Source organism: Winogradskyella sp., from assembly GCF_016744625.1.
In the GTDB taxonomy this organism is placed as follows: Bacteria; Bacteroidota; Bacteroidia; order Flavobacteriales; family Flavobacteriaceae; genus Winogradskyella.
On the sequence record NZ_JADGDZ010000035.1, the window covers coordinates 1 to 15,251 of the forward strand.

Here is a 15,251-nt window from a genome sequence, read left to right on the forward strand (position 1 = left end):
TACTTATACTCGCTTAATTAATTTTATAAAAGTTATGTCAAAAAAAGCCGGTGTAAGTATTATTTTTTTTAGTCTTTTCTTTATTCTTTTAGGTTGTAAAGATCAGCATCAGGACAAAGAAAATATTACTAATAAAGAAGACAAAACCAAGTCTTCAAAAGTAAAAACTCCCAACGGTATGATTTGGGTAGATGGCAAAACCTTTTTGCAAGGCGCTAAAGATTCTGACAACTATGCCATGCATAGAGAGAAGCCAGCACATCATGTTACTGTCGATGGTTTCTTTATAGACATTACTGAAGTTACCAATAAACAATTTTCAACTTTCATAGATGCGACAGATTACATTACTATAGCAGAACGTGAAATTAATTGGGACGAAATGGTTAAAGATTTACCTGCTGGTACGCCTAAACCACATGACTCCATTCTTCAACCTGGAAGTCTAATTTTCAATAAAAACGTCAATGCTGTAGTTAATATGCAAAACTATGGACAATGGTGGACATGGAAAATTGGAGCCAATTGGAAACAACCGCAAGGACCAGGTTCTTCAATCGAAGGGCAAGATGACTATCCTGTAGTACACGTAGCCTACGAAGATGTTCTAGCTTATTGTAAATGGGCAAATAGAAGATTGCCTACAGAAGCAGAATGGGAAGCTGCAGCACAAGGTAAAAATAATGATGCTATTTTCACTTGGGGAAACGATGCAAATCAATTAAATAAAAAAGCAAATACATGGCAAGGCACTTTTCCAACGCTTAATGAACCTGTTGATGGATTTAAATATATATCTCCTGTAAAATCTTATGAACCAAATTCAATTGGTCTCTATGATATGTCTGGCAACGTTTGGGAAGTTACAAACGATTATTTTAATGTCAATTACTACCAATCCATAAAGGATAGCACAAATTTAGTTAACCCTAAAGGTGCATCTAAAGGCTACAATCCTGATAATCCTTATATACAAGAACGCGTTATTAAAAGTGGTTCTTTTCTATGTAATGCATCGTATTGTGCTAGCTTTAGAATCTCTGCTAAAATGGGAATGAGTCCAGATTCTGGTTCAGATCATATTGGTTTTAGAACAGTTGCTACGCCTGAAATGCTTAAATAAGCAAATGATATTTAAAAAGTTAAAAGCCTCTTGATTTCTCAAGAGGCTCTCTTTGTAGCGGGAACTGGACTCGAACCAGTGACCTTCGGGTTATGAGCCCGACGAGCTACCTACTGCTCTATCCCGCGATTTAATCTCAAAATGATAAACTTAGCTTTTAACTTTCGGTCCATAATACCGACTCAATCATTTTAGGACTGCAAATATACAACGCTTTTTAAATTTAGCAAGCATTAAAACAAAAAAATAACGCTCAAAAATTTGAGCATTATTTATATCATTATATGTTAATCGTCGTCGTTATCATCCTCTTCAGAATCTAATGTCGCTAAAGCTCCTTTCATGTTAGCTTCATCTAAATCAAAATCCACAATGTTAGGAAGTTGATCTTTTAAAACTGCATAATTTCCTTTAAACGCATTATTACTTAAAAGCAACGTTTTAAGATTTGTCAATTGCGCTAACTCATTTGGTAAATTACCGTAAAAAGCATTATTAGATAAAACTAATTCTTCTAATTGTGATAATTGACCAATAGAAGAAGGAATTGTTCCTAAGAAGCTATTATCAAATAAGCTCAATACTTTTAAAGATTTTAATTTAGAGATACTAGCTGGTAGTTTTCCTATTAATGAATTACTACTTAAAATTAAATTTTCTAGTTTTTCTAAATTCCCAATAGATGATGGAATTTCACCAAAGAAATTATTATTGTATAATTCTAAAGATTTCAAATTGGTTAAGTTTCCAATATTTTTCGGAATTGCTCCAATAAACTTATTTGAAAACAATTTTAGCTCTTCTAGGCTAATCATATTTGTCAATGTGCTCGGTAACTCACCTTGTAACTTATTAAAAGATAAATTCAAAACCTTCAAAGCAGATAAATCAGATATTTCTTTTGGAAGGTTTCCGTTAAGGTTATTAAAACTTAAATTTATCGCAACAACATTGTCATCTTCAATGGTTAAACCATGCCAATTTGAAATTGGTTGTTCTAAATCCCATGAAGTCTTCCAAGAATCACCATTTGTTGAATTATATATTGCTACAAGCGCGTCTTTCTGAGTTTGAGAAACATCTGCAAATGCAAATGCCGAAAGTAAGCAGCAAAGTAAAGTTAATTTTAAAGTTTTCATAATAGCAGATTTTATGTTAGGGGCGTAATCGCGTGACGAATATAAATGCAAATTCCATGAAATGCAAATTTTTTCGATGAACTGCATTATTAAAAAATTAAAACATTAACAATCAGTTGGTTAATTTTTTTACTATTCTATGTTTTCTGCTTGAAAATCTGTGATTCCTTGGTTCTCAGTTGTCACAGAAATTTGGATAGGGTTGCAACAAATTTCGCAATCTTCTATATATTTCTGATGGTTTTGAGAGGTATCAATTAGCATAGAAATCTGTTCCCAACAATAAGGACATTGAAAGAAATATTCATTCATAAGCTTTAAATCTCAACATTCAACAATTCTCCACTAAGTTGAAGTACTAAAACCTCAGCTAATTTAGCATCGTATTTAGCTTGATTTCTAGTTAACTCAGAAGTTAATAAATTAAGCTGTGCTTGTCTAAATTCTATTGATGTGACTTGACCGAGTTTAAATTTTTCTTGAGTTCTAGAAAAATTATTTTTTGCAGTTTCGATATTAGACTCTTGAACTTGAAAGATTCTTAACTTATTCTGATAATCATCCCAAGCGTTATTGAAGTTTCGCTCAACATCTAATCTCAATTGTTCTTTTTGAAGCTTTTGATTTTCAAGATTAATTTGAGCATTCTTGACTCTTGTTATTGTACCTCCTCCATCAAACAAATTCCAGCTTAGGTTTAATCCACCTGATAAGCCTGTATTGGTAGACACGGCTACAAATGAAGCTGCATTATTATTACTTTCATTCCAACCATAAGTTCCTGTTAAACCTATAGTAGGTAAATAACCAGATTTATTTGCCTTAAGTGTAAACTCATTAATAGCTATATTTTTTTCATTCTCAATTAACGTGACATTATTCTTATGCAACTTATTTAAAAGTTCATTCTTATTTAATTGTAATAAAAACGTAACCATTGTATCAACAGCAAATCCATTATCTATTGTATTTCCAGTAACAAAATTAAGATCGCGTTTAGCGTTGATTAAACTTTGTTTTGTATTAATGATGTTAATACTATCGTTATTTATATCCACTTCGGCATTAAGTACATCTAACTTAGTGCTTTGACCATATTCAAATTGATATTCGGATCGTGTTAATCTGTCTTTTGAAATCTCTAAAGTCTCTTGAAGCGACTCTAAATTCTCAGAACGTCTAGCTACATCATAATATACAGTAAGTAATTGTGTAATAGTATTCTCAATAGTAGCCCTTGCTTGTAATTCACTTAGACTATATTCTTCCTTAAGTCGCTTGTAATCGTAATGACGACCCAATCCGTCAAAAAGTGTATAATTAAGATTAACACTAGCATTATAACGCGAACTCTCTGCACCATTTAATGATGTTGTTTCTCCATTAGAGAATTGAGCTTCTGTATTATCCAAATTATAGGTTGCGCCAGCATTACCTGTCAATGTTGGCAAATATCTGGTATTTAAAATATTCTTATTATTCTCCGCAATATCAACAGTATTGCTTGCTATTTTAATTCCATAATTATGCTCTAATGCTAAACCGATGGCTTCAGACGGTTTTACAACTTGTTGCGAAATTCCATTAAAAGAAATACATAACGCAAGGATTAAAATAATTATACTAAAACTCTGCTTCTTCATTTTCTTCTATTATCAGATGTTCTTGATTGTATTCAATTCTAAGTTTTTCGGATTGTATTTCTGCATCCCGCTCTTTAATGGCACGCTCTACTTCTTCTTTTGTGATGCCGTCTCCAGTAATCAACCATTTTACGTTTTTCTTTACAAAGTTGCTAAACGATAAGAAAATTGGTAATACAATTAACGTTAAAACTGTAGCAAAACCAATACCGTAGGCTATAGAAACTGCCATTGGTATTAGAAACTGCGCTTGCCGACTCTCTTCAAAAATTAATGGTGCTAAACCTGCAACTGTAGTTATAGACGTTAAAAATATAGCTCTAAAACGCGAACGTCCTGCTTCATATAACGCATCATCAAATGCCAATCCTTCTCTTAGATTGCTATTAAACTTACTTATAAGAACCAATCCGTCATTCACCATAATCCCAATAAGAGCAATGATACCTAACATTGATAGAATATTTACAGGGAAATCGTGTATCCAATGTCCCCAAGCTACTGCTGGTAAACTCAACGGAATTAACAATAGTAATAACAATGGTTGACTATAACTTCTAAACGTAAATGCGATTACTACATAAATTAAGATTAAAACAGTTAAACCTACAGGTGCTAATGAATTCATTAGCTTTAAACGTTCTCTATTCTGTCCTTCGTATGATGGTGTAACCGTTGGATATTTTGATAAGATTTCTGGCATAATCTCATCTCTTATCTCAGCCATAATATCTGTTGAACTTGTCTTTTTAGCATCTTTTATATCTGCCGACACTTGTATTTCTCTTCGTCCTTCTAAATGATTTACAGCAACATCACCACGCTCAATACTATAACTTGCAATTTCTTTAAGTGGTATCTTTTTACCATTTGGTGCCGTAATACGCATATTATCCAAGTTGTTTATTGAAGAACGATTAGCTCTATCATATCTTACCCAAACACGTATCTCATCTTGTCCTCTTTGAAAACGTTGCGCCTGTGCCCCAAAAAATGCAGAACGTACTTGAGTCATTACTGTTCTTAGGTTTAACCCTAATGCATAAGCACTTTCATTAAGTTCTAAACGGATTTCTTTGATGCCAGCTGGATCATTATCTGTAACATCCTTTAATAAAACATTGTCTTCTAGGCTTTGTTTTAATTCTGCTTTAACTGCTTTGAGCTCAGAAATATCATTTCCTAATAAAGATACAGAAACTGGCAGGCCACCAAAATTGCCACCTCCTCCATACACTAAACTTTCTATTCCAATTACAGGTCCAACACGCTCTCTTAAACGGTTAGTTACTAAATTTGATGTAATCTCATTAGGTCTCTCCTCTCCTGGCAATAAATTAATCGTTAATGAAGCAGTTGAAGAACCTGGTCCAATGTTTTTAATCATATTTTCAACCAAGTGATTCTCATAGTCTTCATCTAAATATTCTTTATTAATCTCATCCGTCACTTCAATAGCCTTTGCCTCAATAAATGAAATAATACTATCTGTAACATTCTCATTAGTACCGTTTGGCATATTAAGCGACACTTGTATTCTATCACTTGCTATTCTCGGAAAAAAAGCTCCTCTAATAATACCACCATCAAAACTTGCTTTAGTTAGGATTAAGAAGACTATAAAAAATGAAAAGGTTAAAAATTTATAATTGAGAGCAAAACGCAATGTTGGACTATACATCTTGTCACGAAACCAACGCATTATATAATCACCAAATGTATTTATATATCTCAATTTTGAAAATATATTTTGAAATACACCAAGCAATCCAGCTTTTTGCTCAATATTCTGAGCTCTTAAAGCTTTAGAATGTGCTAAATGGGCAGGCAAAATAATTAAAGCTTCTACTAAAGAAACGAGCAGAGTAAGCATTACAACCACAGAAACTTCTCCAAAAAATTCACCAATTCTACCTTCTAAAAACAAGAAAATACCAAAAGCCAAGATTGTAGTTAAGATAGCTGAAACAATTGCTGGAAGCACTTCCATCACACCATCTATAGCAGCTTGTTCTGGCGACTTTCCCTTTTCGTAATGCTGGTAGATATTTTCAGCAATAACAATACCATCATCAACCAAAATACCAATCACTATTATCATCCCAAAAAGAGACAATACATTGATCGTTACATTAAAATAACCAGCAAACATAAACATTCCTAAAAATGCCACAGGCAAACCAAATGCAACCCAAAATGCCAAACGTGTATTTAAGAATAAAGACAAAAATAGAAGTACCAGTATCATACCAATAATAGCATTTTCTGTAAGCAAATCAGTTCGTTGTACTAAAGTTTTAGATAAATCTCTAACAACATTTAACTGTACATTGTCATATTTCTGATTAAACTCTTCAATATATGCCTTAGTTTTATCAGCCGAAGTAATTAAATCTTCGGTATTGGTACTTGTAATGGTTACGTTAATTGATAAGTCACCATTAAAATAATTAGAGTTTGGTGTTTCAGAAAATTGATCTCTAACAACTGCAATATCTTTTAGCTGAATGGTACGTCCTGAAGCATCTGCTTTTACCACTAAATTGGATAACACATCTGCATAATAAGAACGTGAATTTGCCCTAATCAAATATTCTTCAGTATTTGTCTTAATGGTTCCACCAGTAGTAATTAGACTAGATTCATTAATCGCTTGAGAAACTTCTGCAAAGGTTAAATTGTATGCTAATAAATTGGTTTCATTAAGTGCAATTTCAATTTCTTCTTCTGGATATCCAGAAATTTGAATTTGGGAAATTCCATCAATGCCTCGTAAATCATTTTCAACTTGTCTCCCTATTTGCTTTAAAGTAGCAAGTGGAATTTTAGAACCACTAATAGCAAACGTAATGGTTGGTCGTAAGGCTTCTTGTTTCGCTACAATTAACGGCTCCATCCCAACAGGAAAAGAAGGAACACGATCTACAGCATTCTTAACTTCTAGAAGCATAAAATCAATGTCTTTGCCCTTTTCTATTTCAACATTTATGCTTCCACTATTCTCTCTAGATGTTGATGTAACACGCTCTACACCATTTAAACCTTTAAGATTATCTTCTATTTTTAAAACGACACCTTCTTCAATTTCTTGAGGAGATGCGCCTGGATAAGCAACATTAATACTTATATTTTTTGAGTCTATAAGCGGAAAAAATGATGATTTCAGATTCTTAGCTCCGAAAAACCCAAAAACGAAAAAAGTTAAAACAACGACATTTACTGCAACACTATGTTTTATAAAAAAAGCAATTAGTTTTCTCATCCTTTAGTTTGCTTTTTTAGATGGTTTTTCTTTGCTTCTCTCTATCTTATCATTAAAAGGTTTTACCAACATACCTGCATAAGCTCCAGGAACTGGTTTTGATAAAATTACAGTGCCTTCAGGTACATTTTTAAGCACCACTTTAGTATCAGAAAAATAGATTGGTTTTACATCTATAATATCTAATATACTATCTCTAACAATAAAGATTTGATTACCTTCTAGCACCAAACTTCTATTTACTTCAATCGCATCAGGCTCTTCCTTTGCATTTAGATTGGCCTCTAAATACATACCTTCTTTCAGTGTTTCATTTTTAACTTCTATATAAGCTGTAATAGTTTGTGTGGTCGCATCAATACTTCCATTAACACGAGATACTTTCCCAGAATAGGTTTCTGTATTATCAAGATTTTTAAGGACAACACTTTTACCAACTTTTAAAAGACTTGCATAGGTCTTACTTAATGCAACTTCCATTTCGTAAACAGATGGATCGATGTATTCCCCTAATTTTTGTCCATTTCTAATTAAAGAACCTTCTGTAACTAATGCTTCAGTCAGGATTCCTGAAAAAGGCGCTCTAATATTATACTTAGCTAAGCGTTGTTCTAGATTCTTAACACCATAATAGTTAGAAACAATACCACGACCAGTTATAAAATAGTTCTCTTTATCTGAAGTTATTTCTGGTAATTTAGGTGTCGTTTTATTTAAATCGAAACCATTAAGATAGTTTTCCCATTTTTGAAAAATATCAGGAAAATCTAATCTTAAATCTGGCATTATAGCAGCTATAGAATTATATAGATTACTTTTTGAAGATTGTACACTTGCATAATATTCTGAAGCATTGATACGAATTAAATTTTCGCCTTTACGGTATTTTTGACCTGGTTTAAATAGTTTACTGCTTGTTTTAAAAACACCTTGAACCTCAGCATACAATTCTACACGACGCTGAGCTACCAAACTTCCGTTTGCAGGAATTATGATTTGCACAGTAGAATTTTCAACAGTGTCAGTAAATACTGTCTTGATTACTTTTGCAGGAATTGGTCTTGTTTTTTTCTTGCTATTACTTATAGATTTTCCAATAAAAACAGCACCTACAATTAGGATAACTCCTAATAAGGAAAGAATAATTTTACGCATTGTGTTGTTGATGGTTATTTGAAGCGCAAATTTACCTATAACAGAATGTTAAGTCGTTAAAATAATCTTAATTATTAATAGTATCTAACTGCTCTTGTATGTTTTCCCAGTCTTCCATTAATTGTTCAAGTGATTTTTTCTTGCTTTGATAAGCATCGAAAAACTTGGGATCTGAAGCCGTAGCATCATAATCGGTTGCCAGCTTCAAATCATCTGACTTAATATCTTTTTCTAACTGATTAATTTTAGATTCGATATTACTGAGCTTGTTATTTAAAGATTTTAATTTCTTTTGGTCTTCGTAACTCTGCTTATTACTTTCTTTCGGCTTGTTAGCAACTACAGTTCGCTTTTCTGCTTCTCGTAAATTTTCGAGATTACGTTGTTCTAGATAAAAATCAATATCACCTAAATATTCTCTAATATTCTGGTCTTTAAATTCGTAAACTGTATCTGTTAAACCTTGAAGAAAGTCTCTATCGTGTGAGACTAATATTAAAGTTCCTTCAAACTTTTTTAAGGCTTCCTTTAAAACGTTCTTAGATTTAATATCTAAGTGATTGGTAGGCTCATCCATTATAAGAACGTTCAATGGTTGCAATAATAGTTTTGCTAACGCTAAACGATTTCGTTCACCACCAGAAAGTACTCTAACATATTTCTCTGCCTCATCACCTCTAAATAAAAAGGAGCCCAAAATATCTCTAACCTTGCTTCTATTCGTTTCGTTAGCAGCATCAATCATAGTATCTAAAACAGTTTTATTTCCGTCTAAATACTCTGCCTGATTCTGAGCGAAATAACCAATCTGTACGTTATGTCCTAAGTTTAAATTTCCTTCGTGCTTAATCTCACCAACAATAATTTTAGCGAGAGTTGATTTACCTTGTCCATTCTGACCAACAAAAGCCGTTTTGATATTTCTTGGCACTGCTAAGTTTACATTATGCAAAACCTGTAATTCTCCATAAGATTTTGAAACATTTTCAAGCTCTACAACAACTTTACCAGGTGTTATAGATACAGGAAAGTTTAATGACATAACGCTATTATCGTCTTCATCAACTTCAATTCTATCAATTCGATCTAACTTTTTAATCAGCGATTGTGCCATCGTTGCCTTAGAAGCTTTGGCTCTAAACTTTTCTATCAATTTTTCAGTTTGCTGTATCTGTTTTTCTTGATTCTTTTGTGCAGCCAATTGCTGAATTTTCATTTCTTTTCTTAATGCAAGAAACTTAGTATAAGGCTTATTGTAATCGTAAATGCGACCTAATGAGATTTCGATAGTTCTATTGGTTACATTATCTAAGAACATTTTATCGTGAGATACGATAACCACTGCTCCAGGATAGTTTTTCAAGAAGTTCTCTAACCAAATAATAGATTCTATATCTAAGTGATTAGTAGGCTCATCTAAAAGTAGTAAGTCGTTATTTTGCAGTAAGAGTTTTGCTAATTCTATTCGCATTCTCCAACCACCAGAAAATGTATCGGTTAGCTTATTAAAGTCTTCTCGTTTAAAACCAAGGCCTTGAAGGATTTTTTCTGTTTCACCTTGGTAATTATAACCACCTAAAATTTCGTATTGATGTTGAATCTCATTCAAATCAATCATCAACTGATTATAAGATTCACTTTCGTAATCTGTACGCTCAGCAAGTTGCGTATTAATCTCCTCTAGTTTTGCTTCACAGGATTTAATTTCTCTAAAAGCCTCATAAGATTCTTCTAAAACGGTTTTTCCAAAATCAAAGTCAATGTCTTGCTTTAAGAACCCAATCTTTAAGTCTTTATCCGAAGCTATTTGACCTGTATCTGCTTCTTGCTCTTTAGATAGAATTCTGAGCATTGTAGATTTACCAGCACCATTTTTACCAATTAAACCAATACGATCTCCAAGACCTAGTTTAAAGGTGATTTCTTCAAAAAGGTATTCTCCTTGAAATGATATAGATAGATTATGAATATTTAGCATAACTTTTTTGAATATTACAATCGTAATAAACGTTACAATTGTTACAATAGCAGAACTATAATATTTTAACTTTGCCCTGTTTTAAAAAACGCAAAAGTAAGCAATAATTATGATTAGAAAAGGAATGAAATTGTATAGTATTCTTTTTGGAGCTTGTCCAAAATGTCATCAAGAATCGATGTATGTTGAGAAAAATCCCTACATCCTTACTAATACATTAAAAATTAATGATACGTGCTCACATTGCAACACAAAATATAGAATGGAACCTTCATTTTTCTATGGGTCTATGTATGTGAGTTATGGAGTTGGCATTGCTTTTTCGCTTATTGCTTTTGCGGTAAGTTACCTGATTTTTGAATCTTCACTTGTAACCGCCTTTATTGCCATTGTGGTTACTTTAGTTGGGTTAATGCCTTTGATAATGCGCTGGTCTCGAAATATTTGGATTAACCTCTTTATGAGCTACGACAAATCTTTAATTAAGAAATAAATCGTTGAATATCTATTTCAGCATCTAGCGCTCCATTTTTTTCAATAAAATTAAATAGCTTATCGGCAACATAAGGTGCAATCATTACACCTCTTGTCCCTAAACCGTTTAAAACATAGAGATTTTTATGTTCTGAATGTCTACCAACCAAAGGTCTTCTATCCTTTACTGTTGGTCTAACACCTGCAACATGGTTGACAACTTCAAAATCACATTTTATAAAGGTTTTCACTTTTAAAATCAGTTCCGCCTTTGCATTTTCAGTTGGCTCATTAGATTTATCCTCATTATCATAAGTAGAACCAACATTATATAAATCATCACCAAGTGGAATAACAAATACTGAAGATTTTATCGCGTAATCGATTTTTAAACCTGGAGCTTTTATAGTTAGAATCTCGCCTTTTGAACCTGTTAGTGGAATGTCTTTAAAATAAGGATTTTGTTTTACTCCAAAACCTTCGGCAAATACAATATGTGATGTTTTCCAACTTTCATATTGAATTGAATCAACTCCAAATTGAATCTTGTCGTGTTCAAAAGCGATTTCTTGTAAGCGATTATTATGTCTTAAAAACTCTTTGTAGCTTATAATGAGAGTTTCTGTATCTACACGACCTGCATGTAAAACTTCGCCAAATCCAAAAGACGCATCAATTTCCAAATTCGTATTCTTAACGAGTTGAGTAGAAAGAAACATTTCTAAACTTGGTTTGTCTGATGCCGTATACCACTTATTTTGTTCTTGTATAGAAGTAAAACGCCTTAAGATTCTAAGCTTATAGTCAACCTTAATATTAAGGTCTTTTTCTATACTAGAGTATAAAGGTAAAGCGAGCTCTAATTGCTCCTTAGCTTTCCAGACTTCAGAAAAACGCTTTAAAATAACAGGATTATACAATCCTGCAGCTACTTTAGAAGATTTCTGTGAATTATCATCAAATACTACATACGTCTTATTATGTGCTCTTAATTGCTCGCAAAATGCTATGCTCGCCAATCCACAACCCACAATAATATAATTAACTTCTTTCATTATGGCAAAAGTAAATAATTGTTTGTCATTACTGCGAAGGCAGGAATCTATTTTTTATCTATGGATTCCGTATCTAGTGCAGAATGATAAAACAAAAAAACGCCCACTTAAAAAGTGAGCGTTTATATAATTTATTATGCAAGTTAATTTAGTAACTCCACATATCTTGTTCAAAATTTCTAATCTTATCTTTAATACGTTCTGACTCTAAAAGTTGCATTAATGCATTTTCAGCAACATACTCTTTTACCTCTCTATCACCATAAACATTCTCTTCTTTGTAGATTAATCCACCAAAACGACGACTGTTTAATAAATGATCGAAAGAAATTGGCACTGCGCTATTCTTATCATTAAATGCTTTCGCTTCATGAAGAATATCTCTTACCTCAGGGAAAAAGATCCAAAACATAGGAATTGGCTCATTGTTTGCGCTATCCTCAGAATCAATAAAGTTAACGTCTGGTGCTGCTGGTGCAATACCTAACAAACGATATTTTAATTCTCCTTGACGCTTATCAAAATACCAAAGACCTTTTACTAAAAACGAATTAATATCTGCTGGTCCAATTTCTCTTCTGATAATATACTCTTCAGGAATTTCATCTTCGCCAACGCCATTTTCGTTCATGTAATCAATACCTGCATCAGTTATCTTAGTCATTGTTAGAGACGCTTCTAAATCTTTTAGTGTGCGCTCTTCAGTAAAATAATCATCTGCATATACTTTAGATATCATGCCACTTTTCATATTCTCCAATAAAACTTGATATAACGATTTTCTATCGTCTCCTAAATTTTCTTCAATTGGAAAATATAATGGAAAATTAACACGTTCATCTAAGACTATTTTCTCCCATATCATTTTAGAAAACAAGATATCTCTATCTCCAACATAACCATATTCTAATGGTTCGTCGTTATCTAGAAGTAATTGTGCTTCTGTTTTCATACCAATTTCCTCTGGGATTTTGGCATTAAGGATATTAGCTTGTGCAAACATTGTGTTGGTTGCAAATACTGCTAATCCAATATATAAAAAGCTTTTAATTTTCATCTTATTTTTTATTAATAATTTGGGATTCTATTTTTAATAATAACGTTACTTTTCTATAAAAATTATAGATTAGTTAGTTACTTCTACAATCACAGGTGATACATTTTTAAGTCTGTAAGACGCATTACCTGATATTTTAGCTTTGATATCAAAAATAGTGATGTTATCGCCTTTACGAGCTCTTTTAATAGACGCTTTAGCTTGACTGTTCATTTTAGTACCAACAATATTCACAGTTGGTTGACCAGGAACTTTAATTTTGAACGATGTTACATTAATTGGTAAATCGAACACAAAATCATCTAGCTTCGCTCCAACAGTTCCTATCTCTACATTACGCTTTGGTAATTTTACTAAACCGGATTGCCCAGCCATAGTACCTGTAGGTGCAGGAATATCTTTAATTCTAAATGTTTTTCTATCACTAGCTTTTGAACCATCATCTAAAGTCGCGGTAACATTAATTGTCATTTCTTTACCAGAACCAGCATTGACAACATATTTACCTACACCAGAAGCCTTTGAAAGACCAGCACCAGAGGCAGTTACTTTATTATCTGGTACACCAGCAAAAGAAATGGTCATTGGGTTTGCAACACCACGATAAACAACGTTCATCTTATCTGCAGATATTGTAGCAGAGTTTGGTCTTGGCACAACAACGTAGTTTCCTACAATAGGAATTTCAAGAGGCTTTCCATCTTCTAAGAATGTAAAAGTCCCCTCTATTTGTTGCTCACCTACATTACCAACATTAAAGTCTAATTTCGCTGCTCCTACAGAATCAATAGCTTTAGAAAGATCAATCTCTTTTCCTTGTACTGTTAATTTTGTTGGAGTTACATTAGCATACTTACCTAACACTACTTTACCTTGAAATTTTTCTCCAGCAAAGAAGGCAGATTTATCAGCTAAGACGATAGCTTGATACTTTTTCAGTGATACTGCTTCTGTTAATGTGTTTCCTAAAAACAAGTTAAACATATTTGCTTCAGTCACCTTAACATCGTTCTGCATAGCAGTTAATTTTGTATATGAAGCAATTGCTGGAAAACCTTTGAAATGATAATCTAACCATCCCATTTTTTTCCCTTTAGAATCTTCAGTTTCAGAAGTATCAAAAAGTTTATCGAATGTTTCATTCGCTTTTTTATACTTTACATCAGTACCTAATACGTCTTTTATATCTTTCTTATATTTAGCTATTTCTGCCATTACTGCATCACCAGCTTTTGTTAAGCGATCTCCAGTAAACCATTTTTCATCAAGGATATCTGTTTTATCCATTGCTTCAAATGGTAATTTACCTGTTTCAGCGTCTAAGGTATACTTCCCATCTTTTAATAAATCAACCTTTAAAGTCTCAATATATTTAAAAAATTTATCGGAAATACCACTTACTTGTTTAGCTTTCTGAGCTGGCAAAGCAAACTCTTCAGGTTTTTCTTCTCCTTTAGTTTCTAAATCGGCTAATAATGCTTCGTTTCTATCAGTGGTTGCAACATTTGCATCAGCAAATTTCGCTTCCATCAATCCGAAAGCGGATAGTACTTCTTTAGACATATTCATCGCCATCATAGCAATAAATACCAAGTACATTAAGTTAATCATTTTCTGCCTTGCAGATAATTTTCCTCCTGCCATTGTAATTAGTTTTTAAATGTTAATTAATTAAATCTCGATTATAAAAACCAATTAGTTTTTGTTCATTGCAGATAACATCCCACCATATACACCATTTAATGATGAAAGGTTCGATGCCAATGATTGCATTTGCTCTTTTAGTTTAGTTGCATTCTCAACAGCTTCTTCGTTAATTGCTGCTTGACGATTTGCACTTTCCATCTGTACTTTATAAAGGCTATTTAAAGACTCCATTTGTGCAGCAGCTAAAGACATTTCTTCACTGTATTTCTTTTGTGCAGTCATTGAATCTACTGTTGGATTTAAGCTTTTAGCTGCACCTTCGAAATTTTTGATGCTATCTCCTAAGCTTGCCATAAGGTCACCATCTATCTTAGCGTCTTTTAATAAGTTGTCTAATTTTTTAGATAACATACCTTCAGCGTCTTTTGGCTCCTCTTTTTTCTTTTTCCCTCCTAATCCAAGACCACCAGCTAATTCTGGATATACTAAAGACCAGTCTAATTCACTTTGCTGCTTTTCGAAAGCAGAGTAAGTAAATACTAGTGCTTCAACAATCATACCTAGAGTTAAAATTTCTGAACCGTAAGGCCAGTGTTGTATTTTAAATAATGCTCCAACGATTACGATTGCTGCTCCTAATCCGTAGATCATGTTAGTGATTGTCATTTTACCTTTCTGTGCCATAATTTTTGTTTAGTTTAAGTTTAAGTTAATGGAT

At 32.7% G+C, this 15,251-nt stretch carries 12 protein-coding genes and 1 tRNA gene; 2 read left to right on the plus strand and 11 right to left on the minus strand.

The features are described from left to right. Positions 1-1,123: formylglycine-generating enzyme family protein (locus QZZ53_RS08985; RefSeq protein ID WP_365940488.1), on the plus strand; the 1,123-nt coding region annotated here is incomplete at its 5' end. Positions 1,124-1,178: 55 nt separating this feature from the next. On the opposite strand, the gene QZZ53_RS08990 is transcribed toward QZZ53_RS08985, so the two are convergent. From QZZ53_RS08990 to QZZ53_RS09020, 7 genes are all read right to left on the minus strand, one after another. Then, a tRNA-Met gene (locus QZZ53_RS08990) sits at positions 1,179-1,251 on the minus strand. Positions 1,252-1,410: 159 nt separating this feature from the next. Further along, the gene (locus tag QZZ53_RS08995; RefSeq protein ID WP_296383766.1) at positions 1,411-2,262 is read right to left on the minus strand and encodes a Two component regulator three Y domain protein; all 852 of its coding nucleotides are present in this window, start codon (positions 2,260-2,262) and stop codon (positions 1,411-1,413) included. A 132-nt stretch (positions 2,263-2,394) separates the two neighbouring features. Continuing rightward, positions 2,395-2,574, minus strand: a complete 180-nt coding sequence (locus QZZ53_RS09000; protein WP_296383768.1) for a CPXCG motif-containing cysteine-rich protein — start codon at positions 2,572-2,574, stop codon at positions 2,395-2,397. A 5-nt stretch (positions 2,575-2,579) separates the two neighbouring features. Then, positions 2,580-3,905 carry a TolC family protein gene (locus QZZ53_RS09005; RefSeq protein ID WP_296383770.1) on the minus strand — a complete coding sequence of 442 codons (1,326 nt, stop codon included), beginning with the start codon at positions 3,903-3,905 and terminating at the stop codon, positions 2,580-2,582. Continuing rightward, the gene (locus QZZ53_RS09010) at positions 3,886-7,167 is read right to left on the minus strand and encodes an efflux RND transporter permease subunit (protein ID WP_296383772.1); all 3,282 of its coding nucleotides are present in this window, start codon (positions 7,165-7,167) and stop codon (positions 3,886-3,888) included. The genes QZZ53_RS09005 and QZZ53_RS09010 overlap by 20 nt, the downstream gene beginning before the upstream one ends. A gap of 3 nt (positions 7,168-7,170) precedes the next feature. After that, on the minus strand, positions 7,171-8,322 hold the full coding sequence (locus tag QZZ53_RS09015) for an HlyD family efflux transporter periplasmic adaptor subunit (protein WP_296383774.1): 1,152 nt from the start codon (positions 8,320-8,322) through the stop codon (positions 7,171-7,173). A 67-nt stretch (positions 8,323-8,389) separates the two neighbouring features. After that, positions 8,390-10,300, minus strand: a complete 1,911-nt coding sequence (locus QZZ53_RS09020) for an ABC-F family ATP-binding cassette domain-containing protein (protein WP_296383776.1) — start codon at positions 10,298-10,300, stop codon at positions 8,390-8,392. A 109-nt stretch (positions 10,301-10,409) separates the two neighbouring features. On the opposite strand from QZZ53_RS09020, the gene QZZ53_RS09025 reads away from it, so the two are divergent. Beyond that, the gene (locus QZZ53_RS09025; RefSeq protein WP_296383778.1) at positions 10,410-10,793 is read left to right on the plus strand and encodes a DUF983 domain-containing protein; all 384 of its coding nucleotides are present in this window, start codon (positions 10,410-10,412) and stop codon (positions 10,791-10,793) included. On the opposite strand, the gene QZZ53_RS09030 is transcribed toward QZZ53_RS09025, so the two are convergent. The 4 genes from QZZ53_RS09030 to gldL form a co-directional block, all read right to left on the minus strand. Then, entirely contained in the window at positions 10,783-11,829 is a 1,047-nt protein-coding gene (locus tag QZZ53_RS09030; RefSeq protein ID WP_296383780.1) for an FAD-dependent oxidoreductase, read from the minus strand. The two genes, QZZ53_RS09025 and QZZ53_RS09030, sit on opposite strands and share 11 nt — an antisense overlap. Positions 11,830-11,977: 148 nt before the next feature. Continuing rightward, the gene (gene gldN, locus QZZ53_RS09035) at positions 11,978-12,886 is read right to left on the minus strand and encodes a gliding motility protein GldN (protein ID WP_296383781.1); all 909 of its coding nucleotides are present in this window, start codon (positions 12,884-12,886) and stop codon (positions 11,978-11,980) included. A gap of 69 nt (positions 12,887-12,955) precedes the next feature. After that, positions 12,956-14,530: a gliding motility protein GldM gene (gene gldM / locus QZZ53_RS09040; RefSeq protein WP_296383782.1), complete on the minus strand. Its 1,575-nt coding sequence runs from the start codon at positions 14,528-14,530 to the stop codon at positions 12,956-12,958. A 51-nt stretch (positions 14,531-14,581) separates the two neighbouring features. Further along, positions 14,582-15,217 carry a gliding motility protein GldL gene (gene gldL / locus QZZ53_RS09045; RefSeq protein ID WP_296383784.1) on the minus strand — a complete coding sequence of 212 codons (636 nt, stop codon included), beginning with the start codon at positions 15,215-15,217 and terminating at the stop codon, positions 14,582-14,584. Positions 15,218-15,251 lie beyond the last annotated feature (34 nt).

What these genes read in the sequence shown, in the direction of transcription:
- gldL (WP_296383784.1), bottom strand. Translation starts at nt 15,217, where the DNA reads ATGGCACAGAAAGGTAAAATGACAATCACTAACATGATCTACGGATTA.
- QZZ53_RS09005 (WP_296383770.1), bottom strand. Translation starts at nt 3,905, where the DNA reads ATGAAGAAGCAGAGTTTTAGTATAATTATTTTAATCCTTGCGTTATGT.
- QZZ53_RS09015 (WP_296383774.1), bottom strand. Translation starts at nt 8,322, where the DNA reads ATGCGTAAAATTATTCTTTCCTTATTAGGAGTTATCCTAATTGTAGGT.
- QZZ53_RS09020 (WP_296383776.1), bottom strand. Translation starts at nt 10,300, where the DNA reads ATGCTAAATATTCATAATCTATCTATATCATTTCAAGGAGAATACCTT.
- QZZ53_RS08995 (WP_296383766.1), bottom strand. Translation starts at nt 2,262, where the DNA reads ATGAAAACTTTAAAATTAACTTTACTTTGCTGCTTACTTTCGGCATTT.
- QZZ53_RS09010 (WP_296383772.1), bottom strand. Translation starts at nt 7,167, where the DNA reads ATGAGAAAACTAATTGCTTTTTTTATAAAACATAGTGTTGCAGTAAAT.
- QZZ53_RS09000 (WP_296383768.1), bottom strand. Translation starts at nt 2,574, where the DNA reads ATGAATGAATATTTCTTTCAATGTCCTTATTGTTGGGAACAGATTTCT.
- QZZ53_RS09030 (WP_296383780.1), bottom strand. Translation starts at nt 11,829, where the DNA reads ATGAAAGAAGTTAATTATATTATTGTGGGTTGTGGATTGGCGAGCATA.
- gldN (WP_296383781.1), bottom strand. Translation starts at nt 12,886, where the DNA reads ATGAAAATTAAAAGCTTTTTATATATTGGATTAGCAGTATTTGCAACC.
- QZZ53_RS09025 (WP_296383778.1), top strand. Translation starts at nt 10,410, where the DNA reads ATGATTAGAAAAGGAATGAAATTGTATAGTATTCTTTTTGGAGCTTGT.
- gldM (WP_296383782.1), bottom strand. Translation starts at nt 14,530, where the DNA reads ATGGCAGGAGGAAAATTATCTGCAAGGCAGAAAATGATTAACTTAATG.